We start from the raw sequence: 25,274 nt of genomic DNA, 5'->3' as shown, positions 1-25,274 counted from the left end.
CCGCTTCTTAAAGCTGACGCAATTCCTGTTTGATTTCTGTTTTGCCTTTTGTTTTTTCATCGATGTCTTTGATTTTTTTCGCAGGCGTTCCGGCAACTACTGTGTAAGGTGCCACATCTTCCACAACGATTGCGCCGGCAGCAACGACGGCTCCTTTTCCGACAGTCACGCCTTCAAGTACGACGGCGTTTGCACCGATGACGACATCGTCTTCAATAACGACAGGTTTTGCTGAAGGGGGCTCAATGACACCGGCAAGCACGGAACCCGCTCCAATGTGGCAGTTTTTGCCGACGGTAGCTCGTCCGCCCAGCACGACATTCATATCGATCATCGTTCCTTCGCCGATTACAGAGCCGATGTTGATGGAAGCTCCCATCATGATAACGGCGTTGTCGCCGATTTCCACTTGATCGCGGATGATCGCACCCGGCTCGATTCGCGCTTTAATATTTTTCAAATCGAGCGTTGGGATCGCCGAATTGCGGCGGTCGTTTTCGACAACATAGTCTTCAATTTTACCTTTGTTTGCTTCGAGCGCAGCTTGAATCTCCGCCCATTCACCGAATACTACCCCAGTATGCCCTGTAATAAAAGGCTTGGCTGAAGCGCCGAAGTCAATTCCTTCAAGGTCGCCTTTCACATACACTTTAACAGGTGTTGATTTCTTACTATTTTGAATAAATGAGATAATCTCATTTGCATCCATCATTTTCATTATGTAAGTCCTCCTTCTCTTTTTCTCCTCATTACTGTATCAAAGGAAAGATTTAAAAACAAGAAAAAAAGGAAAGGGGGCGTCCCGTTTTCTTTTTTAGCAAATGTCATGCCGGCACTTCACATTTCTTTGCAAAATCCCTGCCGAATTGAAGCAGCATGTCTTCTTCTTCATCTTCCGGATTCATTTCGATTTTGACGGACGGAAGCACCGTGTCTCCGCCAAGCTCTTTGATTTTGTCCTCAAGTATGTCGACGGCACCGCAAAAATGCTCGTAAGAAGTATCTCCGGACCCGAAAACGGCAAACATCTTATCTGTGAAATCCATCCCTTCCATATCATCGTAAATATCCAAAAACTCATCCGGGAGATCCCCGTCGCCCCATGTATAAGCGCCAAATATCATATACTGATAATCGTTAAAGAGCGCCGCATCTACATCCATCGCTTCATGGCGGTCAACTTCGGCCCCGCCCTCAAGAAGGCCTTTCTCGATTAAATCGGCCATTGCTTCTGTATTTCCAGACATGCTTGCATAAACCAGCAAAACTTTCCCCATCGTTATTCCTCCTATAAAACGCTATAAAATCAGTGGGCTGCAGCAGGCTGTTCATAAGGCCTGACAAATTTGCATTCATAAAGACCCGCGCAAAAGAAGTTCTCCTTTTGATTGGCGACTCTGAATCCATGCCCTTTAATCGTGTCAAACCATTTCAGCTCTCTTTCAAAGAAATCAAGCCGGTAGATTCTTGAAAATCCGTCTCGGTCTTGAGCCGACGTGACATAGATGATTCCGTTGTCTTCGGACACATCCAGGAATGATTCTTCATTCTCAACAAGGCCCTGGCTGATTTGTATTTCATCATTCGTATGGATGTTGACCAAATTGACGGCACCGTGATTTCCTTTTTTAGATCCCATCGCACAAACCAGCCATTCGCCTTCAAATGCGATCATCGAGGCGGTCATGCGGCCGGTTTCTTTTTTGATCAAAAAAGCCGATTCTGCTGCCAAATCGTATGCCCAAACACCGCCGTGCACTTCATGAATCTGCGTTCCGATGTAAAGGCGCTCCTCATGGAGGCACAGAGAGCGGATAACGGGCGGATGACTCAAAGCGGAAAACGGCTTGACGATTTTCCATGAGACGCCGAAATCCTCTGATATGTAAATGCAATGCTTCCCATGGGCACAAACAAAGCCGTCCGTTGTCCCTGTGATCGACCAAATCGTAGCGTTTGTCGGAAAGCTTGAGATTGACCAGGTTGCTCCTTGGTCAGACGATCTGATAATCGTTCCCCTCTCCCCTGCGCCGAATAAATAATCGCCGATATAGGTGATGGAACATATTTTGCTTTTTAATTGAAAGAGCTTTGTCCAGCCTTGCTCAAGTGAATAGTGAAAAATCCCTTCCCGCTTGATGGCGACAAAGTAACCGGAATGCTTTGCCGAAGCGACGGCCGTCGCACCTTTATGAAACATGGGTCTCAGCCTGCCGCTTTTCGTGTTCTGCCCATCTTATAAAACCTTCGGCAAATTCCTTGCAGCACTCGGCATCTTCATCCGTTTCGGGGGCAAGTTCTATTTTCAAGGTCTCTCGATAAAGGTCGGCGCCGGTTCGTTCTAGCATGCTGTAAAACGTGTTGACCGCTTCGCAAAAGCGGGGGTATGCATAGTCGCCGGATCCGAAGCATGCCGCTTTCTTTCCTTTAAGGTCAAGCGAAGAGACCTCGTCGTAAAACGATTCCGCTTCATAAGGAAGATCCCCGTCTCCCCATGTGTAGGTGCCGATTAAAAGAAGATCGTATTCAGCCAATGAATCGGCATCGACATCATCCATTTCCTGAATTGCGACATCAAAACCGTTCTCCTTCAATGTATCTTTGATGATCATCGCGATATCCTCCGTGTTGCCGGACATGCTGGCATATGCAATTAATGCTTTAGACAACAGAATCACCTCTGAAATTGATAATGATTTTCATTATTATATAGATACACTTTAAATGATAATGATTATCAATGTCAATAAATCGCACAAAAAAAGCAGCCCTCTTTTTTGAGTCCTGCCTTTCTAATGTTTATTCAGTTGCCGTACATTCTTTCACAACCTCTACAAACGCCTGTACTTGCTTCAGTTGGAAAGCCGGCTCATAACCGAGCAGCCACGTATCTCTGCCGATTGCTTTTCCTTTAGCGTCAAGCAGCGGGATTTGATGAACATGGCTCCCGCTTCCGTGAAGCGTCACAGATGGAAGGATCGCATAGCCGATTCCGTGGAAAGCCATCTGTTTGCATGTTTCAATTTGGTCGACAATAATGGTCTGCTTTGGCGACGTTTTAAACTTTTGATGCCACCAGTGCTGAATTTCCTGATAGTACGTGCTGTCGCTTTTGAACTGGATGAACGGCCGTTCCGTTTTGGCAATGTCCTCAATGTTACGGATCTCTGTATCGACAAGGTACAATTCGTCCCGCATCAAGTAATGCTTCGGTCCTTTCCATTCCGGGTTTCCTCTGATAATGCCGACATGAACATGGTCTTCGTAGAGGCTTTTCAGCATTTCGCTGCTCCATCCGGTCACGAGCGAAATTTTCACGTTTGGATATTGTTTGACATAGGTTTTCAGAACGTTGGGAAGCCAATGCTGCCCAATGATCGAAGCGGCCGCCAATTTGAGCGTACCGTGAATCTCGCCCTCCAACTCATCGATATTCTCTCTCACTTTTTCCTGTTCCAATGTCACATCTTTTGCGAACTGGATGATTTTTTCTCCGGCAGACGTAACCGTCAGCCCTTTTTGCGATCTCAAAAAAATTTTCGTTCCCCATGATTTCTCAATGGTCTGCAGGCGTTGGGACAAAGCCGGCTGGGAAACAAACAGGCGTTCAGCCGCTTTCCGCATATTTAATTCTTCCGCCAGAACGACAAGCATTTGGAGCTCTTGAAGCTGCATGGACATTCCTCATTCCAATAAGTTTTTCTTATCATACATTTAATCAAACGGCTGTTTTTTAATCAAGCGGAAAGTCAGGCTTCGGAGAATGTGCGGAGGGTTTGGTGGAGCGCTGCAAATAAAAAATAGGCCGCTGCCGCGCCTATTTATTCAACGTTCTCAAATGCTTATTCAGCTGTTTTAACACGACACGCCTTGTAAATATGCCTTCGAAAACCTGCTCTTCATTTTCGACACATACAAACGCGTTGTTGATGACCAGTCCGAATCCTTTTAAGATCGGGTCGTCAATTTTCAAGCGTGGGATGTCTGTCAGCATGACTTCTTCAACATGAATCTTGTCAAGCTTCTCAAATTCGATTCGTTCCAAGCCGAAGATTTTATCCATGATCATATTCGTTCCGATTAATCCGTGCAAACGGAAAGAAGCATCAAGTACAGGGATCGCGGTATATCCGGTTTTCGTCAACACGAGAAGGGCATGTTCCAGATTATTTCCGACTTGAACATGGGCTACTTTATCAGCATCGATCATAAACTGACCTACTGTCGTTTCAAGAAGTTCATCTGATTGCATACTAATCATGATTTTTCGACTCCTTTTCAGCTTTAATCCATCAACGCATATTTTCCCTATACTACAATAATATAAACGATATCAATATTTGTCGAAAACTTTCCTTTCTTCCAAGGTCAGTTTATCATTCCATATCCTTTTAGGAAACAAAAAAGATACTCTAATGAGTATCAATTGATATAATCTGACCTAATTTTCAGACCGGACACGGTCGTATAAGGTAACCAGTTTTTTATATGTCAGGCTATCCACATTTTTTGTACCCGTTTCTATATCATTGATCTCACTGCTTAGTAGCTCTACGGCATACTCATGGTCCAAAAGTACGTTCAGCAACAGTTTTCTCTCTTCTTCTGAAAAGCGTTCCATTCTTAACCAGCCCCCTAATTGATTTAGCTAGAGTCAGAAACAATATGTTCTCTCTAGTTTCTATAGGGCTAGAATATGAAATTGCAATTCAAACGTCAACCGCACATTTCGACATATGTTCGATTTTCTTTCAAACAATTATTTTGTGTACCGGTTTGCATAGCTTGAAGCTGTATAGGAGTCAGGTTTAATTTTGGCACAGATTCCCATGGAGGTGATCCGGCCCGTCATTTCCTGGATTAAATCCTTTGTCATTCCTTTTTTTCCGATATCCAAATGAACTTCAAGGGTTAAATCTGCTCCCTCGTCTGTAAACGGAAGAAGCAGATCCATAATTTCATTAAAGTAATCATTTAAAAGATATGCGGCAATCTCTTGGCTGTAAGCTGTTTCAAGCGATATTTTCTCCCTGAGGCTATGTATCGGTCTGTTGACAACCGTGTTTTTCAGACAGCCCCACGCTCCTTTGCCCTTGCGGTGCAAATGGATAGCCGTGATAAACTTTGTGCAGTTCTGATGGATTTGCGAGTCTGTTCCGACGGACAGCAGATAGCTTGCCCGCGGATCTTGGCGTATGAACGCCTTCAGTCTCCCGATCACTTCAGGAAATGTCATTTGATCTTCAGAAAGATTATAAAAAAGAAAAGAATCAGCCATTGGAATGCCCCTTTTCATTTTTGATCTGCACCGAAGATGGAACGATTCGTCTGTCTGCTATCCTTTTTTGGTCGGTATATTTTTCAAGCTGAACCCGCAGCTGTCACATCTGTAAATTACATTCTGATTGGACTGGGCTGTCAGCACTTGATCCATATGCTCGGTTGTTTTGCAATTCGGACAAATAACGCTTGGAAAAGCTTTCATGCCATATCCTCCTATTGCTGAAGCAGTTCAAAGATTTCGATTGAAATCATATCGATGTTGTCAAACGGAAATGTGGTAGGCTTATCGCCTTTTTGATAAACTGTCAGCTCAAATGTTTGGTTTTTTTCAAAATATTTTACGCTGCAAATTTTTTCTCCGTTTACTTCAAAATTGCGCTGCGTCGGTTCTCCGGCAGCCTCCGCAGTCTCCTGCAGGCTCTGCAGTCTCGTGATGATACCCATTAATTGTGACATTCTAAAAAAGACTCCTTTCAAAAAAACAACTTCAGGATCAACAAGTATTAATTATAATACAAGTTCTACACGCATCATACCACAAAGTATCAGCCGATGACATTTTTCGTTTCTGATCATGAAAAAGAAAAACCGCTTTTCATAGTTTGAGTTTTCTTTTTTCATGTCATACATGAAAAATATTTTTTTGACTGCAGAGGAGCCTATTTTAACCACCAATTTAGATTTATGGGGCAACAGGATTGTCTTATTCCTGTCCCACACCTAAAGCCCAAAAATCCCGCAGCCATTTGCAATGCGGGATTCCACGCAAATAAAAAACTTGGCGGGGGCAGCGCCAAGTTTTTTAAAATCTTGATCTGATAGAGGGGTTGGGGAACAGAGAGGTTCATCTCTCTATAATTAAATGATAATGATTATCAGTATCATTGTCAATGAATTTTTTAAAAATTCTTTTTCTAGCTGAAAAGTTCGGCCAATGTCCAGTTAACATCGATGACAAACAGCGGGAATACAGCGTGATCTTCTTCCTTGTTATCCGCAAAATTCGAGTTTGTTTCTTTCTCGTCCGGTTGTTCGGCCATCATGTCTTCTCCAGCCGGTTTTGTATCAGATTGGCCGATAGCCGTTACTTTGAAGCTGCCGCCGATATTCTTTAGCGTCACCGTCTGATAATTTTTTTGATATGAAACAGGACCGCGGTCTTGATCTCCAACACATTCGTATACGGTATAGTTTCCGTCTTTCACCGCCACTTTTGTGTTTTCATCATAGCTGAAGAAAGGGATTGCCACTTCCGGCGCGTCTGTCCCGTAAAAAATCCACCCCGCTTGTTCGGGAAAGGCGTTCGCCTCCACGTACTTCGCTGCCATGGCGTGTTCCATATAAGGTTCCAAGAGGGATAACATGTCTGTTTTCGTTCTTTCCTTTTCGGTCAGCTGAAAATGGACGTCGGATACGGATTGAAGGGTCTCAAATAACGACGCTCTTGTCGGTTTTTCTCCGGCTTCGGCAAAATCCGCACAGAGGAATACAAAAGCCGCAGTCAATAGTCCGCACAGTAAGGATGACCAAACGTTCTTCATATGATCCGCCCCTTTTTTATCATATATATTCACATTTTCCTTTATATACGCAAAACAAACCTCTCGGGATTCATTTTTTCGAAAAGAAAAAGCGGCGAAAGGCCGCCGCTTAAATTAATCCGTCTTGTTCGTATAAATATGAGTAGGACAGGTCAATGAACAGATACAATTCTTCATCCATCGGATAGGAAAATGTTCTGATCATTTCCCCCGTTTCGATATCGCTGTACAAATCGCTGAAAAACCCTTTTCTCATCGTTCTCATCCTCATGATATTCTCGAGAAAATAAGGGCGCCAGCTCCAGTTTTTGCCGATGTACTCAGGCTGAAATATCCATGCTCCGTCATGTTTAAACACGTTTTTCGTCAGCTGAATCCCGTCTTCATCGCACATGTAAATTCTAAAGCTGCAATCGGTCAGTTCTTTTCCGAGATTGAAGAGAAACTCATCGTCTGACTGAGCTGTTTTCTTTAGCGATGTGACAAGCTGATGAATCCGTTTGTAAAACTGCTCAGAGTGGTCGTACAAAATGGTTAGCTTCTTCTTCTCATGTGTGATAAATTGGTGAAACTCGGCATGCAGCCGGTCCTTTAATACATTCCGTTCGATAAATTCATCCTTCGGCAGTTCAAGATACTGCCCCTGAAAATACCGGCCTCCGTTTCTCCATGCGTATTGCAGCTGAAAGCTCGCCTCAATATCCTCGTAAAGCAATGCGGCGCCGATTTTTCTGGCAAGGAGCGATATGCTGTAAAGCACATATTCATAGGATGGCGAAGGAGAAGACAGCTTGAGCGGCTGAAGGTCGATCTTTAACAGATCCGGGGAAAGAAGAGCGATTCTGTCGAGGTTGCTGCTTTCCTTTCCGATATTATCAACAGCGACTTTAATTCCGTATGTACGGTAGTAGGTCAGCAAATGATGCAGCTGTTCAATATCCCCTTCAAACTTTTGCTCCGTGATTTCGATAACGAAACGGTTGAGCTCGAGCCCTTTATCCTGATATTCCATCAACAGGTCGAGGAACGATTCACCGTGATCCATCATCAGCACATTTGCATCTTGATTGACGAAGATGAGCAGGTCGCGCCCGCTCTCCAAAAAATGATCAAGCGCCTGGCGGATCACCTTGAGATCAACCTCTTTCTTGTATTCTTCAGGAATTGTCGGATCAGAAAAAAACGGCCCGAGACTCTTCACTTCAGATTCTACCTTGATACGCCCCAGCACTTCATAGCCGATCACCTTTTGTTCTTCAGCACTGAAGATCGGCTGATAGTATGGAATAACATCTTCAATGTTCGTTAAAATATCGAGTGGATCCAACATGGCATATCACCTGCTTCTAATCTTTGTCTGATTATACCATACCGGCCCGCACCTTTGAATTTGAAATCTTAAAACGGACGGGGATTCAGCCATTGGCCGCCGTCCATCGTCACACACTCCCCGTTGACATATCCCGCCTGTTCAGAAAGCAAAAATGCGGCGAGTCCCGCGATTTCTTCAGGGGTTCCCAGCCTGTTGAGCGGAACGCTTTTGATTGTCGCGTGCGCGGCTTCTTCCGATTCAAACAATTTTTCGGCACCGCCCGTCCTCTCGATCGGACCGGGCGCGATGGCATTGCACCTGATCCCGTATGCACTTCCCCACTCGACGGCAAGCGTCCTCGTCAGCGACAGGACACCTGCTTTTGCCGCCGCGGAATGAACGACACCGGCACCCGCGCCCCATGCATATGTCGCGACCATATTTAAAATCTGGCCACGTTTTTTTTCCTTGATCCAGTAGCGGCCGGCTGCCTGGCTGCAATAAAATGTGCCGTTCAGCACGATATCGATGACCGCCTTCCAGCCGTTGACCGACAGTTTTTCAGCAGGGCAGATAAAGTTCCCTGCGGCATTGTTAACCAAAGCGTCGATCGTACCAAAGCGTCCTGCCGTCTCTGTGATCATCTGTTCCACATCTTCAACAGACCTGACATCCATCCGGCATATAGCCACCTGCCCCGCAAATGTTTCAATTTCTTCTTTGGCCGCTTCAAGCGTTTCTTGCGTTCTGCCTGTAATCATCACATTCCAGCCTTCTTCGGCTTGCTTTTTGGCGATCGCTTTTCCCATTCCGCTCGACCCGCCGGTCACGATTACAACTTTTCTGTCCATATCCATCCCCCTTGTTTATGAATGAGTATTCATTCAATTCATAGTTTATCATATAAGTTAAAAAAAATTAACAAAACACGCGGACTGTCCTAAAATGGCTTTTCTGGATGATATAATGTAGAGATTCTATTAAAGGTTGGTTGCTTATGAAAAATCCGTCCAGAAGACAATTTTTAAAAGGCTTCTTAGGCCTTGCTGCAGCAGGGCTCTTTACCGCTGCCGGCGGCTTGGGCTATGCGCGCTATCTCGAGCCGCACATGCTTGAAACAAACTTGATTCCCATTCGGCATCGTCTCATTCCTAAAGGGTTTGACCACTTTCGGATCGTTCAATTCAGCGACACCCACTTAAGCGAATACTTTACAGCAGACGAGCTTTCAAATGTTGTCAGCCAAGTGAACGCCCTTTCCCCGGACCTTATCGTATTCAGCGGGGATTTAATAGATAAACCGCATCGCTACCGGGAACACGAGCATGCTGTCAACGCCTTAAAAAAGCTTTCAGCCCCCTATGGAAAGCTTGCCATATTCGGAAACCATGATCACGGCGGCTATGGAACAAAAGTCTATCAGACGCTCATGGCATCGGCCGGTTTTCAGGTGCTGCGAAACGACTTCATGAAGCTTGAATTGATAGACGGAAGCGTAATAGAGATCGCGTCACTCGATGATTTGATGCTCGGCAGCCCCGACTATGAAGGCATCCTGTCAAAACTGAGTAAAAAAGCCTTCTCGATTTTGCTCGTCCATGAGCCAGACGCTGCTTTAACGGCAAAACAATACCCCGTCAATTTGCAAATATCCGGACACACCCACGGCGGACAAATTCAGATTCCCGTATTTGGTCCTTTAATCACGCCTCCGTACGGAGAAATTTATACGGAAGGGATGTATGAAACAGCTGGAATGAAAATCTATGTCAATCGAGGAATCGGCACGACCAGGCTGCCGCTCCGCTTTTTGTCAAAGCCTGAAATCACCGTGTTCCAGCTTAAATCCACTTAATCCTTAACCGGCCTTTTGGCTCAAAATGAAAGGCATCTGCATACATTAAGTAAAAGCATTCCCGCTCATTTCATCCAATCCTCATTAAAAAAACGAAACTTCCCCAGCCTCTTTCCGTCTATATATTAGCAGCGGAAAAGGCTCTCTTTTCGTTTTGAAAAGGAGATGTGCTGATTATTGCTGATGTACCAAGTAAAATCTGGAGAAACTCTGGAAAGCATCGCCGCCGATTTCAGAATGACCCGGCAGGCTTTGCTGCAGGCGAATCCGGGCTTAAACGGCGGCCAAGTGTCCGCAGGCCAATCGATTATCATTCCCGGCATTAGAAACCCGGACACAATCCCTTACCGGATTGTCGTGTCTCTCAGCGGGAGAACGCTCAGATTATATGAGCAAAACAGACTTGTAAAAACATATCCGATTGCCGTCGGAAAAATCCTCACACAGACGCCGAGAGGCGAATTTGTCATTGTCAACCGGCAGCCAAATCCAGGCGGCCCGTTCGGCGCCTACTGGCTGAGCCTCTCAAAACAGCACTACGGCATCCATGGCACGAATAACCCGGCGTCAATTGGCAAAGCTGTTTCAAGGGGATGTATCCGCATGCACAATCAGGATGTTCTGGAACTTGCTTCTATCGTACCCAACGGAACCCGAGTGTCCATTACACCTTAGACCAGTACATTTCCAGACAAATGCAATTTGAACAATACAACATCTTGTATTAAGATATAATGGGACCTTTAGGGTAAGGAGCGTATATATGGATCTTTTTAAAAATCGTAATTTCGTCCGACTTTTTTTCGCAGCTTTCGCTTCTCAAATGGGAACGACAGTCGGAAACATGGCTTTCGCTTTTTTCTTGCTCGACCGTTTCAGCAGCCAGCCGGCCTACACTACAATCGCCGAGCTGATGTATTCCTTGCCGACGGTTTTTGTATTCTTTATCGTCGGGGTGGTCGCTGACCGTTTTGACCGCAAGAAAGTCGCGGAAAACTGTGATTGGATCAGAGCGGGATTGACTGTCGTTCTTTTCTTTGTACTGTATCTTCAGATCATACCGCTTGTGTTTTTAGTTCTATTTATCAGAAGCGCGGTTACAAAATTTTTCTACCCGGCCGAAGCAAGTTTGGTCCAGGCCATTTTAAGAAAGGATCAGTATGCAAAGGCAGCCGGACTGAACCAGATGCTTTTCAGCCTGTTTCTATTGTTCGGCGTAGGAATTGGAGCTTTTATGTACAAGACGATCGGCCTTCATGGTGCTATCGCTCTTGATTTTGTGAGCTTTATCGTATCCGGCTTTTTAATCCGTTCCTGCGATATTCCGCTAGAAGCGCGGCAGCCGAACGGGCAAAAAGGCTGGAAAAACATGACCGTCAAAGATTCGATGCACGATTTTAAGGAAGGCATCGTTTATATATTAAAAAATAAATTGCTTGCCTCTCTCGTATTCGGATATTTTATCTTCGGACTTGTCAGCGGGGGACTTTCGGTTCTGCCGATGTTTAAAATGAAGTATGAGCTGTCCCCTGACAGTTATGAGTGGCACACATCCCTCTTTACAATCGTACTGGGTATCGGACTTTTGACAGGGATTGCCGTCGCCGCTCTGCTTGAAAAAAAAGTGAAGCCGGCATACATGATGTCAGTCCCGATTTTTATTGCGGGTGCCTTTATCATTTTGCTTGGCTTTACAGATCAATTGCCCGTATATTACTCGGCTGCGTTTCTTGCCGGAATATGCATCGGACCGATCAACACAGCGCTTGGCGGCTGGATTCCCAAAATCGTCCACCCAAGGCTGATGGGAAGAGTCAGCGGGTGGACCGATCCGCTGACAATGATGGCGCAATCCTCAGCGCTTGGCGTGATCGCTGTTCTATTCCCGGGAATCATCGCCGATGTGGATTATATATATTACGGTTTGGCGGGCATTATTCTGCTGGCGGCGATGTACTATTTTATCGTCCTGCCTAAATTAAGCGCCGAGAACGCGGAAATCGACGTTCAAGCGGCGCTGAAGAGACAAAAAAATACAAAAGCGAAAATGAACTCTGTTTTATAAAGATGAAAACGCGCGATTCCTTAAAAAATCGCGCGTTTTTTCTATGAGATATTTGCATTTTCTGTTCTATTTCGTATAATTTAGACATAAGCCTTGCAACTTTAGGAGGTGATCTAGAAACGAATGGATAGGAGAGAAAAAATGGACGACCATAATCATACGAAAGAATTAAAACCGACAGTTGAAAACCTTTCAAAAGCGATTTATACAGTTAATCGCCATGCAAAAACCGCGACTAATCCCAAATACCTGTATCTTCTGAAAAAGAAAGCTTTGCAAAAGCTGCTTAATGAAGGAAAGGGTAAAAAGGTAGGCCTTCACTTTTCGAAAAATCCAAGATTCAGCCAGCAGCAGTCAGATGTGCTGATTTCTCTCGGAGACTACTTTTTTCACATGCCTCCAACAAAAGAAGACTTCGCAAGCCTTCCACACTTAGGTACATTAAATCATTCGTATCGGAACCCTAAAGCTCATATGTCCTTGAATATAGCGAAACAGCTTCTTCAAAACTACACGGGAATTAAGGAAAAACCGCTCGTCACAAACCGGAAGCGCCCTGCCTCAAAGCCCGTCTTCAAGAAGCTTGGCGAAAGCTATTTTTAATAAAAAAAGCCTCGAAAAGAGGCTTTTTTTAGTTCTTGAAAATATATTTATCAAGCTTTTCGATCAGTTCGTTGAGCTCTGGCTTGCTGATTTGTTCGTCAGCTCCGACTTGTTCCCCTTTATGGCGAAGATCGTCTGTAATCAAAGAAGAGAAAATCAAGATCGGCAGCTCCGAACTCAGCGGGTTATCTTTTAACAGCTTTGTGAGCCGGTGTCCATCCATCTGCGGCATTTCAATATCCGTGATCATGAGATCGACTTTTTCGTGAAGGGCTGTGCCGTCTTCCATCAATTGAAGCACATGTTCGTAAGCCTCTTTTCCGTTTTCAAAAGACACGATGTTGTTATACCCTGCTTCATTCAGCTTTTCCACCAAAAGCCGCAAGAGGAGCGGAGAGTCTTCGACAATCATCAGCTTTTTGTCAGTCCGTCTCTGATCAAATTTTTCATCTTTCATTTGATAAGGGTCCGTACCTGACTCAGACTCAAGATCAAAAATGATTTTTTCGTAATCAGGCAGGAAAATCATTGTGCCGTCGAGCTTAATGATGCCGGTAAGGTGACGGTCCATTCCTTGATTTAAAGCGGTCGGCTTCTCGATTTCTTCCCACGACACCCGGTGAATCTGCGAAACCGATCCAGTGTGAAAGACGATTTTCCGCTTGTTGAATTCCGTCACAATGTATTTTTCTTGATGCTCGTCCTCACCGTGTTCGACGCCGAAGAAAGAGAATAAATCAATGACGGGAAGAATTTCCCCGCGCAATGTGATCATGCCCTCCATATGCTTGTGCGAATGAGGCACTTTCGTAATGTCAACCGGCTGAATGATTTCTCTGACTTTCATGACATTTATGCCGAAAATGTTGAGACCAACTTCGAACTTCACGATTTCTAATTCATTGGTTCCCGAACTTAATAAAATTTCCTGTTGGTTTGAAGACACTGATATCCCTCTCTATCCTACTTTGTGTTTACTTTTTATATCGGCGTCTTTTGTTAAAAGTTGATGCTCTGGGTTAAGCTTTTGCCTTAACATTTTGATGAATGATCAGGCCGATCGCTGCCAATAACACTAAAGATCCGAAAGCCATTCTGCTGGCCATGTTCCCTAAATCCCTGAACAGCAAAGTAATCGATCCGTACAGGACCGGACCGAAAATGGAAGAGATTTTCCCCGACAAAGCAAACAATCCGAAAAATTCGCCTCTTTTATGCTCGGGCGTCAGTTCGATAATCAGTGTCCTTGATGCGACCCATGTGCCTCCAAGCGAGATACCGAAAAGGCTTCCCGCAATCCAAAACAAGACTGTTGACGTCGTGCATGCTCCAATCGTCAAAGCGGTGATCATAATGGCGGCGACAAGACTGACTGCGTGTTTAGCGCCGATCTTTTTTGTTACAAAGCCGAGCAAAAATGAACCGATGATGCTTGAGACCGTTGAAACAAGGTAAAGTAATACAAATTGACCGGTCGTAAAACCGATGACCGTTTTTGAATAAACCGCCATCATGGCTATTGCTGTAGCAAGCGCATCATTCAGGAAAAAGTAGGCGATCATGAACAAGAAGACCGGTTTGTACAGGCGAATGTCCTTGAACGTCTGCACGATTTCCCTGTATCCGCTGAAAAACGATTTTTTTTCTTTCGGTTCCGGTTTTCTTTTCTCTTTCGTGAAGAGCAAATACGGAAGTGAAAAAAGTAAAAACAAGAGAGCCGACGGGATGAAAGCACGGTGAAAATCCTGGTTCCCGACCAGAAGGTAAACCGTTAAGCCGGCCAAAGTACCGATATATCCGATCGCAATCCCGAATCCTGATAAGAGAGGAATTTCTTCTTTTGTACCCAAATCAGCCAAAATCGTATCATAAAACACCAAGCTTGAATGATAGAAAAACTTTGCGGTCACAAACATGACAACAACAAGGATCAAAGATAACGGAAGCCCGTATATGTCCTTCTGAAACGAAGCGCCCGCAAAAACCCCCATTAAGATGGTGCACAAAACACAAATCATCGTAAACAGACCGATGTATTTTTTCTTTCTGCCCGTCCGGTCAATCAACACCCCGAATAAAGGCGTGAAAATGACGAGCAGGAAGCTTGCGGCTGCGTTCGAATAGGAGATAAAAGTGCTTGCCACCTGATTCATGCTGGCGTTTTCGCCGACTGCCTCCTGCAAATAAAAAGGAAAAAAGATCGTCACAATGTTTGATGAAAAAATCGTGTTTGCAAAATCGTATAACGCCCAAGATAGAATCGGCAACGTCAAAAAGAGTTTGATTCCCGTTCTTTGCGCCCGCTTTACAGCTTGTTCACGTTCCGGCTGAGTATCCATCTGGATTGATGCCTCCTTATTTTTATTCCTGCCGTGAAACATTTTCCTGAACAAGACAGCACGCATTCATGCTGAAAGCGTGCTGTCTTTTACCCGTTATTTTTTTACGACAATGGTTCCTGCCAACATATCATGAAGCGCCTGGCGCCTTTCTGTGAAAAAGGCCATAATGTAGCCGACCAACAAAATCGGAGAAAGAAAGCTTTTGGCCAGAAACCTTCCGGCCGCACGGCCGAAAGAGATTCTTCCGCCTTCTGCTTTCGCCACCTGAACGTTCATGATTTTCTTGCCGAGCGTCCCTTGCCATTTGGATGATTCCATCAGCGTGTAATAAAGAAAATAAACAATAAAAGTAATACTTCCAACGATCGCTATGGTTTTGAACATGCTGATGATAAACGTAAAGATTTCCTGATCGCTCAAATACTCGGGATCAGTCTCCATCATGAGCATGATATCCGAATTTCCCAACATCAACGCCGCTGTTAAAACGTACGTGAAAATATATGCGGGAATCCCGAGAATCAATCCGTCGAGCAGGGAAGCTACAAAACGCGCGCCGATTCCGGCATACTCGCTCCTTTCAGGAGCAGTTTCGTGTTTGTCTAATTCCAATTCCAATGTGCTTTTCCTCCTAACATCTTGACTTCTATATACTACTAAGATTCGCTGAATATTATCAATACGTATCACGTTTTTTTAAAGTTAAATTAATGTACGGCTCACAAGTTTTTCATTGACTTTGACATTTATCGTGTTACAATGGTCAAGGATTTTTCAGGAAAGGTGTTTATGATGGGAACAATTGTAACGATTAAAAATCATGAAATGACCATTTTAGAAGGGGTCAGCCGTGCCGTTTACACAGAAATGCTCAAGGATGCTTCAGACAGTGAAGAACAAATATATATTTCGTGGAAAGAAGATGTTGACTTCGATTACGGCTACTAAACGAAATATAACGTAAGACAATCGTTTGATTGTCTTATTTTTCTATCTGCTGCCATCCGCATGTCCGCATACCTTGCATTGTTTTGCATATACTTGTTACGAGTTTTTATAAAATTGATTGATTAAAAGATGACAATTGGTCTGATGATGGTAAAATAAGATAAACCATAACATTTTTAAGGTGATGCTAAATGGAACATTTGCTTAATCCAAATGTAAAAGAAATCGAAATCTCAGGGATCCGCAAGTTCTCAAACCTTGTATCCCAGTACGAAAACGTAATCTCTTTAACAATCGGCCAGCCTGATTTCTTCACCCCCCACCATGTCAAACAGGCCGCCAAAAAAGCGATAGATGAGAATCAAACATCTTACACTCACAACGCCGGATATCCCGAACTGAGGCAGGCTGTACAGCTTTATATGAAGAAAAAAGCCGATTTAAATTATGAAGCGGAAAGCGAGATCATTGTGACGACCGGAGCCAGCCAGGCCATCGATTCGGCATTCCGCACGATTTTATCACCTGGCGATGAAGTCATTCTTCCGGGGCCGGTATACCCCGGATACGAGCCGATCATCAAAATGTGCGGAGCGTCTCCATTGATCATTGACACCACGTCTCACGGCTTTAAGCTGACAGCAAAATTGATCGAGGAAGCGCTGACGCCGAAGACAAAATGTGTTGTTCTTCCTTATCCGTCAAATCCGACGGGAATGACGCTGTCCGAAGAAGAGCTGAAGGACATCGCCTCCCTTTTAAAAGGTCGAAACGTCTTTGTGCTTTCGGATGAAATATACAGCGAACTCACTTTTGACAGACCGCACCACTCCATCGCGTCTGTGTTAAGGGACCAGACGATCGTCATCGGCGGACTTTCCAAATCCCACAGCATGACAGGCTGGAGAATCGGATTTTTGTTCGCGCCGAAGGAAATCGCCAAACATATTTTAAAAGTCCATCAATACAACGTATCATGCGCTTCATCGATCTCTCAAAAAGCGGCTCTAGAAGCCGTCACCAACGGGTTTGATGACGCGCTGATCATGCGCGAGCAATATAAAAAACGGCTTGACTACGTGTACGACAGACTTGTGACAATGGGCCTCGATGTGATTAAACCGTCGGGAGCATTCTACATTTTCCCGTCCATCAAATCATTTGGAATGTCTTCCTTTGATTTCTGCATGTCGCTTCTTGAGGAAGAGGGGCTTGCGATCGTGCCGGGCAGCTCGTTTTCTGAATACGGGGAAGGCTATGTGAGGATCTCTTACGCATATTCTCCTGATACGCTAAGGGAAGGTCTTGACCGGCTGGAGTCCTTTGTTTTCAATAAGAGGCAATCGATACAGACTACGTAAACAACGGCTTTTACGCCGTTGTTTTTTATTTTATTTTGGGAATGAAATCTTAAATGTCGTGCCTTTTTCTGCTTTGCTGTCGACTTCGATTGTTCCGTTGTGATTTTCGATGATATTGAAGGTGACCATCAAACCGAGGCCTGTTCCTTTTTCCTTCGTCGTCAAAAACGGCTCGCCGATTCGCTTCATGACATGTTCAGGTATCCCTTCTCCTTCGTCCTCCACCTCGACGATGACCGAATCATCGGTTTCTCTGACGGTCAAATGGACCGTACCGCCGTTCGGCATGGATTCGACGGCGTTTTTGATCAGGTTGATAAACACTTGCTTTAATTGATTTTGGTCCCCTTTAATATAGATATTGTCCGGGAGGATCGTATTGATCAAAATGCCGTTTAAGTTGGCCTGCGTTTCTAAAAGAGCCGTCACTTCGCGGATCAGCCTGATCAGATCTAGCTTTTCTTTCAATGCGTTTTGCTGCGGCTTTGCCAGCATGAGAAGCTCGCTCAAGATCAGTTCGATTCTGCTTAATTCGGAAAAGATAATATTAAAATAATGTTCATTTTCTTCCATCGTGGGCTTCATCAGCTGTAAAAACCCTTTAATCGCGGTGAGCGGATTGCGGATTTCGTGGGCGATCCCGGCTGCAAGCTGTCCGGCGATCGACAGTTTTTCCGAACGGACCATCAGCTCTTCGGTCTGCTTGCGTTCAGAAATATCCCTTAAAATCACCTGAACGGCCGTTTCCCCGAAAAATGTCGTAGGGATGCAAACCATTTCTGTATAGATGAGCCTTTTTTCAAATGTATACCACGTCTGCTTTATGATTTCAGATTCGGATTTTCGGTCTGTAATCCGTTCCAGCCTCGCTTTGACATCTTCGTGATCGCACGGATGCAGATGTTCATAAATATCTTTGCCGATTAAATCCTCATACGTCTTTGCTTCAAACAGACGAATGCCTGATTCATTCATAAAGACCCATCTACCTTTATGAATAACGGCTATCGTATCGATTGAGTTTTGAATCAAGAGCTGATAGCGCTCCCTGCTTTTTTGCAAAATGGTCTGGAATTTCTTCCTCGATGAAATGTCAATGAGCAGGAGCAGCTCCGCTTTCTGTTTTTGATAAATGGTCGGTGCCGCCTTGACTTCGAGGTGAATCTGCGTGCCGTCGAGCTTATGCCAAGTTTGCTCGATCATTCCGACATCAAGTCCCTGCTGCATCCGCTTGATACGGTTTTTGACGATGTCATGGTACTCTTTCTCGATAAAATCGTAGGAATACTTTCCGATAATTTGCCGTTTGTGCTCGGCTCCGAGCAGGTTGACCATGGCGTCATTGACGTAGACTATTTCCCCTTGAACGCTGATGCACAGAGGGTTTGGCAAGCCTTCCACCATGGCTTCGAATTCCTCTTTTGCCGGCAGCCTGGCAGCTTCTTCCGGTGTGTCTTCCTCTTTTATGGAGCTGCTTTTCTTAGAGGGACGGTCTTCAAACACTTTCATTTTGAGTACAATCTCGCGTTCTTTTTCTCCAACATGGGTCGTCACGAAATCGATCGATGCTTCGATCCAGATCATCGTGTAGTCTTTTTTCACAAATCTGAAGGTGCAAGGCAGCAAATGATGCTCATTGTAAAAATAGCTTTCTACCAGAAAAAGATCGTCTTCGTGTAAATAGTCCTTCAAATACGTACCGATCAGTTCATTCTGCTGGTAGCTTAAGAGTTCTTTGCAATTTGCAGATATGTATATAAAACGGCCGTTAGCTGACAGGACTGCCTGTAAATTCATATGGGGCTTATATTGCTCAAAACGTTTTGTTTTTTGTTCCATCATATCCCTCCTTTATACCCTATTCATGACCAGCATTCATTAAAACTATTTTGCTTAAAAGGATTCGCTAAAATGCGAGAAATCTCCTTCAAAACTTCTAGCATTCGTCAAATTTTGATAACAAAAAAAGAACCCGGAAAAAATCCGTGTTCTTTTTTGTCTAATCCTTGCTGTATTTTTTTTGCAGATCGACATAGGCTTTGACGATTTTGGCGGCGATGTTTTTGTTCATCTTCGTTTTGTCGTCAACAGACGGGACGACAACGCTGAAGGCGACCTGCGGATTTTCTGACGGATAATAGCCGGCAAAGGTGATATTATAAGTACCTCTCCCCCACCAGTTTCGGTTTGTGCCGTAGTAGTGCGTCTGTGCCGTTCCGGTTTTGCCTGATACGTCAAGCGAACCGAATGCGCCGGCTGCAGTTCCCGTCTGGGTTACTCTTTTAAATCCTTGCTTAACGATAGCGATGTCGCTTTGGGAATTGTTGATACGATTCAAAACGTTGGCAGAGCGCTCTTCAATGACTGAACCGAGTTTTTCACTTTCAGGCTGGTGAATGCTTTTTACGACTCTCGGCTGTAACCTGTATCCGCCGTTGGCAATCGTTGAAACATATTGGGCGAGCTGCAAAGGCGTATACGTGTCAAACTGGCCGATCGCTTCATCAAGAAGAAGACCCCCGACTATTTTTGGGTTTGTCTGCATCCCGGCCGACTCTTGCGGCAAGTCGATGCCTGTTTTTACCCCAAGGCCAAATTGATTGAAATAATACCTCATTTTATTTAAGTCTTCGAGGTTTGCCGGAAGGGAGCCGCCAGGTTTATACGTGATCCCTGCCATTCTCATAGCTACATAAAACATATAAACGTTTGAACTTTTTTCCAACGCTCTAACCTCATCAGCCCAGCCGATGGTGTTTCCTCTGTAGGAGCCTTTTGTAACAGGCCCTGCGAAGCTCAGCTCATGATCTAAATATCTCTGCCCATGCGGCATGCCGTCCTGATAGCCGGCAAGCACGGTCGCACCTTTAACTGCCGATCCCATTTCGTACTGGGTCGTAAACGCGCCGATTGAATAGTCGGTGATTTTGCCGTCGATGATTCGCTTTCCGGCCATGGACAGGATATCTCCGTTATTCGGATCCATCATGACGACGAACGCTCTGTCCAGCATGTAGTTTGAGCCGCGGAATTTATTAAGCTCCTCTTCGATAGCTTCTTCGACTTTCTTTTGGAGCTCCATGTCGAATGTCAGCTGCAGATCGTAGCCGCGTCTTCCTTCATCAACCGTTTCCTGGCTGATGACCTTGCCTGAGCGGTTTTCTGTATATTGCACTTTCGCTTTTTTCGGATTTAAATATTCTTCATATTGATACTCGAGATAGCTTTTTCCCACTCTGTCATTCCGGGCATATCCCCTTGTCAGGTAGAAGTCTTCCCGGTCCTTGATGAGCCCTTGCTCAGGCGTTGTGACGCCTCCGAAAATGGAGTAGAGCGTTTTTTCATAAGGATATTTCCTGGTCCAGTCCATGATGACGTCAACGCCGGGAAGCTCTTCAAGATGCTCGGAAACGCGTGAGACTTCCTCATACGTTAAATCGTTGGCCGGCATCTGTTTTGAAGCCTTCTCATCAAGGAGCTGCGCATCGTTTTTCCCCTCGGTTTTCGGGCTCATCGCTTTGACGATCTGCGGCTCATACGCATAGCCGCCTGAAAACCTTCTGAAAATCGCGGCGACTTTAAGCTCGTCTTTGTCCTTTTCCAGCGCTTTGATCTCTTCTGCCGGAACGCGGTCAACCTGCAGCTTGTATGTTTGATCAGACTTGAGGGTTTTCTCGCCGTCTTTCAGAAGTGCAGCAGCTTTTTTCGGATGTCTGGCAAGCCAGTAATCTTTCAAATCTCTTTCTTTCAGAAACGAAGTATCGATATCGATCAATTCTGCGAGTTTTTTGGCTGTGCTGATTTTTTCCTCCGTTTTTGTGCTTGTCATCATCGTATATGTGATCGCAGGAACGCTTTGGTTGTCGACAACCACCCGCCCGTATCTGTCATACATTTTACCCCGCGGCGCCGGGTATGACGCAATTTTCGCCTCGGTTTTCGAAGCTTCCTGCTCATACGCCTCTCCATTGACGATTTGCACGAGGCCCAGCTTGACAATCAGCGCAGCGAACAAAGTGAACACCGCAAAGAAGTACAGGTTGATCCGCCATAAACGCGAACGCCTGCTCTTTTTGATTTCAGCCGGATCATGTTGAGATTCTGTCACTGAAACTCTCTCTCCTCTCACAATATTCAATTTTTACATTAATTAACTGAGATATATTGTAACACTTTTGTAATGGTTGTTACAATCTAAAGTTTTTAAAAAAGCTGTCAATCTCTTTTTATATTAAAATTTAGCTAACACATTTAAATTTTACCACGTTTATGACAAGACGCGTAAAAGAGCGATCTGGTTGCATATTGGCAGCAAAGGGTTTTTCTTTTTTTATGTCAAAATTAACAATAATACCTTGTCAAAGGGAATATATGGATCTATTATTTCAAAAAAGCCGTGTTATGATTCTAGTGTACGAAACAACAACAACTACAACATTTAGGAGGATTACTGTTTATGAAAAAAGCTTTTCTTTTATCAGCAGCAGCTGCAGCAACGCTCTTCACATTCAGCGGCGTTCAACACGCTGACGCTAAAGAGCAGCAGCAAGTACAAGTCAAAACCGTTCATTCCATAAATGTAACTGATCTCAAAGGCAAACTGAATATCCAAAACATGAACCAGCTTTCTAAAGCTGACCAGGAAAAAATTCAGTCCCTGCTTCATTCTTATAAGAAACAAGCCACTCAACAGCCTAAAGCTTCTGCACCGAAGTCTTCTGCGCCTAAAGCTTCAAAGCCTGAAAGCACGCAGACTCAAAAACAGGAAGCTTCAAAGCCTGCGGCTTCAAAAGAGCAGACTTCACAGCAAAAGCAAAATACAGCGCCTTCATCTTCTTCTGTAAGCGCGTATGAAAAAGAAGTTGTTGAGCTGACGAATGCGGAAAGAAAGAAACAAGGACTAAAACCTCTTACTTTGGATGAAAAACTGAGCAAGGTTGCCCGCACGAAATCTCAAGATATGAAAGATAACAATTACTTTGATCACAACAGCCCGACTTACGGTTCTCCATTTGACATGATGAAGAAATTCGGCATCACATACCGCACTGCCGGAGAAAACATCGCGAAAGGCCAAAAAACGCCTCAGGAAGTTGTCAAAGCTTGGATGAACAGTGAAGGTCACAGAAAAAACATTATGAACCCTAACTTCACGCATATCGGTGTTGGATATGTGAAAGACGGCAACTACTGGACTCAGCAGTTCATCGGAAAATAAGAACCAGCAAAAAACCACTTGCATTGAGCAAGTGGTTTTTTTCGTTATTTATATTCTGTCCAAAGCTTGTACACACTTTGGGTGCCGCTGTTTTCTTCGCCTTTTTCCACAAGGATGTCGTAAAGGCTTTTAGCAAGCTCGAGCCCCGGCATTTTCTCGCCCATCAACTCCGCTTCTTCTAGCGCGATGCCCATGTCTTTAACAAAGTGTTTGACGTAAAAGCCCGGTTCAAAGTCGCCTTTCAGCATTCTAGGCGCGAGATTTGAGAGGGACCAGCTTCCCGCAGCACCGGTCGTAATGCTTTTTAACACATTATCGGGATCGAGTCCGGATTTTTTGGCGTAGGCCATCGCTTCTGCAACGCCGATCATACCTGCAGCAATCGCAATCTGGTTGCACATTTTCGTATGCTGCCCGCTTCCGGCCGGCCCCTGATATTGAATGTTTTCACCCATGATCGAAAAGATCGGGTAGCATTCATCAAAGGCTTTCCGTTCTCCTCCGACCATAATGGCGAGCGTGCCGTTTCTCGCGCCGACGTCCCCGCCTGAAACCGGAGCATCTAAAGCGTAAAGTCCTCTCTCTTTTGCAGCAGCCTCGATTTGTTTGGCGAGAGAAGGCTTGGAAGTCGTCATATCGATGAGGTAAGAACCTGTTTTGGCATTTTCAATAATGCCTTCGCTTCCAAAGTAAACTTCTTCAACGTCTTTTGGGTAGCCGACCATTGTGATGATCACATCAGACGACTGCGCCAGTGCTTTGACGGATGATTTCCATTCCGCCCCTTTTTCCACGAGGCTGTCCGCTTTCTGTTTTGTTCTCGTATAGGCGCTGACGGGATAGCCTGCAGCTAAAATATGCGAGGCCATGCTGTTTCCCATTACACCGAGTCCGATAAATCCGATCGTTTTTTTCATGATGTCATCCCCCTTAAATTGCTTTTACCATTCCGCCGTCTATCAGCAGAGTCTGTCCAGTCATATATGTATTGCATTCTGATAAAAGAAAGCTTGCATATTGTGCAAAGTCGTCAGGTTTTCCGTAGGAGCCGAGCGGAATCTCTTTCTCATAGCTTTCCTTCACCTGCTGCTCGGAAAGGCCTGTTTTCTCGGCTTTGAGCCGGTCAAGCTCTGCCACGCGATCTGTCGCGATTCTCCCAGGGGCGAGCGTGTTGATCAAAATGCGGTGTTCGGCCAACTCTTCCGCAATGGATTTTGTCAGACCGACGATTCCCATTCGAAACGTGTTGGAAAGCAGCAACCCCGGAATCGGTTGCTTGACTGATGAAGAAGCGATATTAACAATGCGGCCTCCATCCTTTTTTAGATATGGAAAAGTTTCGCGGATTAAACGGACATAGCTGAGCAGATGCAATTCAAATGAAGAAGTCCAGTCAGCGTCTGTCAGATCGAGCAGGCTGCCGCCTTTCGGTCCTCCGACATTGTTGACGAGCATATCGATCGTTCCAAATGTGTCAGCGGTCTTTTGAACGAGCGCTTTGATCCCGTCAGCATCTGCAAGATCGCATACTTGATATGAGATGGATCCGCCGCCGAGTCCATTCAGCTCTTCCGCAGCTTTTTTCAAGTCCGCTTCGTGTCTCCCGGACAACATGACATTTGCCCCTTCTTTCGCAAGGGCTTTTGCAATGGCATTGCCTAGTCCTTTGCTGCTTGCTGCCACAAGCGCCGTTTTGCCATTCATCTTTAAGTCCACAATCATCACTCCCTTCATATTTATAGTGTAACATGTATATTCTGAAAATTGGGATTGTGAGCGTTGAAAAAGTCCCTCTTTCAAAAAGAGGGACTTCTTTATTACACGTTAAACTTATTGATCGCATTTAATAATTCTTGATTGGCCTCACTCAGCGCTTCAGCCGATTTGGCGATGCTTTCCAGCGCTGTCAGCTGCTCGTTTGTCGAAGCGCTAACCTCTTCCGCAGCCGCTGCTGACTGCTGAGAAATAGCTGAAATGCTTTGGATCGAATCAGACATTTTTTGCTGTTCTCCGCTCATACCAGAGATTTCAGAGTAAATGTGGTCAATTGAATTGACGAGCGCCTGCATTTCTGCAGTAATTTTGCTGAGCGCTTCTCCTGTCTCATGAATCATTCCATTTTGCTCTTCATTCATCTTGCTTGCTTCCGTCATCGCTGAAACGGCTTCTTTCGTTTCCAGCTGAATCTGCTTGACCGTTTCGCTGATATGCTGTGAAGAGACCGCCGATTGTTCGGCAAGCTTTCTCACCTCATCTGCAACTACCGCAAAACCGCGTCCGCTTTCGCCGGCACGGGCTGCTTCAATGCTGGCGTTCAGAGCAAGCAGGTTTGTTTGATCAGAGATTGCCGAGATGGCTGTAACAACCTCTTCAATGTTTTTCGTTTTTTCTTCAAGCTGCAAAAGCATATGTTCCACTTTCTTCGTCTCCGAGTTGGCTTCATTTGATTTTGCAAGCAGCTGCCCGAGGGCATCGATTCCTGTATAGCTTGCATCTTCTGATGTTCTTGAAAGCTTCTTGATGCTGTCGGCATGATGTTCAATTTCTTTAATTTTGACAGATAGCCGTTCGGATTGTTCATTTACATTTTCGATCTCTGCCGCTTGTTCTGTCGCACCTGTCGCCACTTCTTCGATTGCTTTGGCAATCTCATCGCTCGCAGAAACCGTTTCTTTTGAAACAGCGCTTAATTGATCGGTCGTTTTCGATACTTTTCCGGACGAGGTTCCGACTTGCACAATCATTT

27 protein-coding genes and 1 pseudogene are annotated in these 25,274 nt (G+C 44.9%); 7 read left to right on the top strand and 21 right to left on the bottom strand.

All coding sequences use genetic code 11. The features are described from left to right. Nucleotides 1–7: 7 nt before the first annotated feature. The 13 genes from dapD to fadH form a co-directional block, all read right to left on the bottom strand. Complete coding sequence (gene dapD / locus MHB72_RS08600; protein ID WP_065644039.1) at nt 8–718, bottom strand: 2,3,4,5-tetrahydropyridine-2,6-dicarboxylate N-acetyltransferase; 711 nt, start codon at nt 716–718, stop codon at nt 8–10. Between the two features lie 106 nt (nt 719–824). Beyond that, entirely contained in the window at nt 825–1,277 is a 453-nt protein-coding gene (locus tag MHB72_RS08595) for a flavodoxin (RefSeq protein ID WP_020451204.1), read from the bottom strand. 29 nt (nt 1,278–1,306) lie between these two features. Continuing rightward, nucleotides 1,307–2,200: a WD40/YVTN/BNR-like repeat-containing protein gene (locus MHB72_RS08590; protein ID WP_020451203.1), complete on the bottom strand. Its 894-nt coding sequence runs from the start codon at nt 2,198–2,200 to the stop codon at nt 1,307–1,309. Then, the gene (locus MHB72_RS08585; protein ID WP_020451202.1) at nt 2,190–2,669 is read right to left on the bottom strand and encodes a flavodoxin; all 480 of its coding nucleotides are present in this window, start codon (nt 2,667–2,669) and stop codon (nt 2,190–2,192) included. Before MHB72_RS08585 ends, MHB72_RS08590 begins: the two co-directional genes overlap by 11 nt. A gap of 130 nt (nt 2,670–2,799) precedes the next feature. Next, nucleotides 2,800–3,675: a LysR family transcriptional regulator gene (locus MHB72_RS08580; protein WP_216920485.1), complete on the bottom strand. Its 876-nt coding sequence runs from the start codon at nt 3,673–3,675 to the stop codon at nt 2,800–2,802. Nucleotides 3,676–3,817: 142 nt separating this feature from the next. Next, nucleotides 3,818–4,261, bottom strand: a complete 444-nt coding sequence (cbpB, locus tag MHB72_RS08575; RefSeq protein WP_020451200.1) for a cyclic-di-AMP-binding protein CbpB — start codon at nt 4,259–4,261, stop codon at nt 3,818–3,820. Between the two features lie 180 nt (nt 4,262–4,441). Beyond that, nucleotides 4,442–4,621 carry an antirepressor AbbA gene (gene abbA / locus MHB72_RS08570; protein WP_003181305.1) on the bottom strand — a complete coding sequence of 60 codons (180 nt, stop codon included), beginning with the start codon at nt 4,619–4,621 and terminating at the stop codon, nt 4,442–4,444. A gap of 138 nt (nt 4,622–4,759) precedes the next feature. After that, nucleotides 4,760–5,278 carry a ribonuclease H-like YkuK family protein gene (locus MHB72_RS08565; RefSeq protein ID WP_020451199.1) on the bottom strand — a complete coding sequence of 173 codons (519 nt, stop codon included), beginning with the start codon at nt 5,276–5,278 and terminating at the stop codon, nt 4,760–4,762. 57 nt (nt 5,279–5,335) lie between these two features. Continuing rightward, complete coding sequence (locus tag MHB72_RS08560) at nt 5,336–5,485, bottom strand: hypothetical protein (protein WP_020451198.1); 150 nt, start codon at nt 5,483–5,485, stop codon at nt 5,336–5,338. Between the two features lie 11 nt (nt 5,486–5,496). Further along, nucleotides 5,497–5,739, bottom strand: a complete 243-nt coding sequence (locus MHB72_RS08555; protein WP_003181299.1) for a YkuJ family protein — start codon at nt 5,737–5,739, stop codon at nt 5,497–5,499. A gap of 458 nt (nt 5,740–6,197) precedes the next feature. Next, a complete protein-coding gene (locus tag MHB72_RS08550; RefSeq protein ID WP_216920484.1) occupies nt 6,198–6,824 on the bottom strand; it encodes a DUF3993 domain-containing protein in 627 nt (208 codons plus the stop codon). 109 nt (nt 6,825–6,933) lie between these two features. Beyond that, nucleotides 6,934–8,154, bottom strand: coding sequence for an EAL domain-containing protein (locus MHB72_RS08545; RefSeq protein ID WP_095290375.1), 1,221 nt, complete (start codon nt 8,152–8,154; stop codon nt 6,934–6,936). Nucleotides 8,155–8,222: 68 nt separating this feature from the next. Beyond that, complete coding sequence (fadH, locus tag MHB72_RS08540; protein ID WP_075753081.1) at nt 8,223–8,987, bottom strand: 2,4-dienoyl-CoA reductase; 765 nt, start codon at nt 8,985–8,987, stop codon at nt 8,223–8,225. A 146-nt stretch (nt 8,988–9,133) separates the two neighbouring features. On the opposite strand from fadH, the gene MHB72_RS08535 reads away from it, so the two are divergent. The 4 genes from MHB72_RS08535 (at nt 9,134) to MHB72_RS08520 (ending at nt 12,659) form a co-directional block, all read left to right on the top strand. After that, nucleotides 9,134–9,991 carry a metallophosphoesterase gene (locus tag MHB72_RS08535; protein ID WP_216920482.1) on the top strand — a complete coding sequence of 286 codons (858 nt, stop codon included), beginning with the start codon at nt 9,134–9,136 and terminating at the stop codon, nt 9,989–9,991. A 177-nt stretch (nt 9,992–10,168) separates the two neighbouring features. Next, a complete protein-coding gene (locus MHB72_RS08530; protein WP_020451193.1) occupies nt 10,169–10,666 on the top strand; it encodes a L,D-transpeptidase family protein in 498 nt (165 codons plus the stop codon). Between the two features lie 88 nt (nt 10,667–10,754). After that, nucleotides 10,755–12,056: an MFS transporter gene (locus tag MHB72_RS08525; protein ID WP_020451192.1), complete on the top strand. Its 1,302-nt coding sequence runs from the start codon at nt 10,755–10,757 to the stop codon at nt 12,054–12,056. A 141-nt stretch (nt 12,057–12,197) separates the two neighbouring features. Then, nucleotides 12,198–12,659 carry a YkyB family protein gene (locus MHB72_RS08520; protein WP_020451191.1) on the top strand — a complete coding sequence of 154 codons (462 nt, stop codon included), beginning with the start codon at nt 12,198–12,200 and terminating at the stop codon, nt 12,657–12,659. 28 nt (nt 12,660–12,687) lie between these two features. Here MHB72_RS08520 and MHB72_RS08515 read toward each other — a convergent pair whose 3' ends face one another. The 3 genes from MHB72_RS08515 to MHB72_RS08505 all read right to left on the bottom strand — a co-directional run bounded on the left by MHB72_RS08515 (nt 12,688) and on the right by MHB72_RS08505 (nt 15,619). Beyond that, on the bottom strand, nt 12,688–13,605 hold the full coding sequence (locus tag MHB72_RS08515) for a chemotaxis protein (protein WP_020451190.1): 918 nt from the start codon (nt 13,603–13,605) through the stop codon (nt 12,688–12,690). Nucleotides 13,606–13,678: 73 nt separating this feature from the next. Beyond that, nucleotides 13,679–14,998 carry an MFS transporter gene (locus tag MHB72_RS08510; RefSeq protein WP_020451189.1) on the bottom strand — a complete coding sequence of 440 codons (1,320 nt, stop codon included), beginning with the start codon at nt 14,996–14,998 and terminating at the stop codon, nt 13,679–13,681. A gap of 96 nt (nt 14,999–15,094) precedes the next feature. Then, nucleotides 15,095–15,619: an RDD family protein gene (locus tag MHB72_RS08505; protein WP_020451188.1), complete on the bottom strand. Its 525-nt coding sequence runs from the start codon at nt 15,617–15,619 to the stop codon at nt 15,095–15,097. A gap of 171 nt (nt 15,620–15,790) precedes the next feature. On the opposite strand from MHB72_RS08505, the gene MHB72_RS08500 reads away from it, so the two are divergent. Together MHB72_RS08500 and MHB72_RS08495 are read left to right on the top strand one after the other, a co-directional pair. Next, entirely contained in the window at nt 15,791–15,949 is a 159-nt protein-coding gene (locus MHB72_RS08500; protein ID WP_165583461.1) for a hypothetical protein, read from the top strand. A 191-nt stretch (nt 15,950–16,140) separates the two neighbouring features. Next, nucleotides 16,141–17,363 (top strand): annotated as a pseudogene (locus MHB72_RS08495) (aminotransferase A). On the opposite strand, the gene MHB72_RS08490 reads toward MHB72_RS08495, so the two are convergent. Together MHB72_RS08490 and MHB72_RS08485 are read right to left on the bottom strand one after the other, a co-directional pair. Continuing rightward, complete coding sequence (locus MHB72_RS08490) at nt 17,341–19,149, bottom strand: PAS domain-containing protein (protein ID WP_216920481.1); 1,809 nt, start codon at nt 19,147–19,149, stop codon at nt 17,341–17,343. The pseudogene MHB72_RS08495 and the gene MHB72_RS08490 sit on opposite strands and share 23 nt — an antisense overlap. Nucleotides 19,150–19,309: 160 nt before the next feature. Then, entirely contained in the window at nt 19,310–21,418 is a 2,109-nt protein-coding gene (locus MHB72_RS08485) for a peptidoglycan D,D-transpeptidase FtsI family protein (protein ID WP_144497590.1), read from the bottom strand. 348 nt (nt 21,419–21,766) lie between these two features. On the opposite strand from MHB72_RS08485, the gene MHB72_RS08480 reads away from it, so the two are divergent. After that, complete coding sequence (locus MHB72_RS08480) at nt 21,767–22,528, top strand: CAP domain-containing protein (protein WP_050820756.1); 762 nt, start codon at nt 21,767–21,769, stop codon at nt 22,526–22,528. A 44-nt stretch (nt 22,529–22,572) separates the two neighbouring features. Here the strand turns inward: MHB72_RS08480 and MHB72_RS08475 are convergent, their stop codons facing one another. The 3 genes from MHB72_RS08475 to MHB72_RS22885 form a co-directional block, all read right to left on the bottom strand. Next, the gene (locus MHB72_RS08475; RefSeq protein ID WP_216920478.1) at nt 22,573–23,445 is read right to left on the bottom strand and encodes an NAD(P)-dependent oxidoreductase; all 873 of its coding nucleotides are present in this window, start codon (nt 23,443–23,445) and stop codon (nt 22,573–22,575) included. A 13-nt stretch (nt 23,446–23,458) separates the two neighbouring features. After that, nucleotides 23,459–24,244 (bottom strand): SDR family oxidoreductase, encoded by a 786-nt coding sequence (locus MHB72_RS08470; protein ID WP_216920476.1) that lies wholly within the window; start codon nt 24,242–24,244, stop codon nt 23,459–23,461. 101 nt (nt 24,245–24,345) lie between these two features. After that, a complete protein-coding gene (locus MHB72_RS22885) occupies nt 24,346–25,272 on the bottom strand; it encodes a methyl-accepting chemotaxis protein (protein ID WP_373367297.1) in 927 nt (308 codons plus the stop codon). Between the last annotated feature and the right edge of the window lie 2 nt (nt 25,273–25,274).

Source organism: Bacillus sp. FSL K6-1284 (assembly GCF_038002625.1).
Taxonomy (GTDB): domain Bacteria; phylum Bacillota; class Bacilli; order Bacillales; family Bacillaceae; genus Bacillus; species Bacillus paralicheniformis.
Note: the sequence above shows the minus strand (reverse complement) of the source record. Positions and strands in the feature narration are given on the sequence as shown.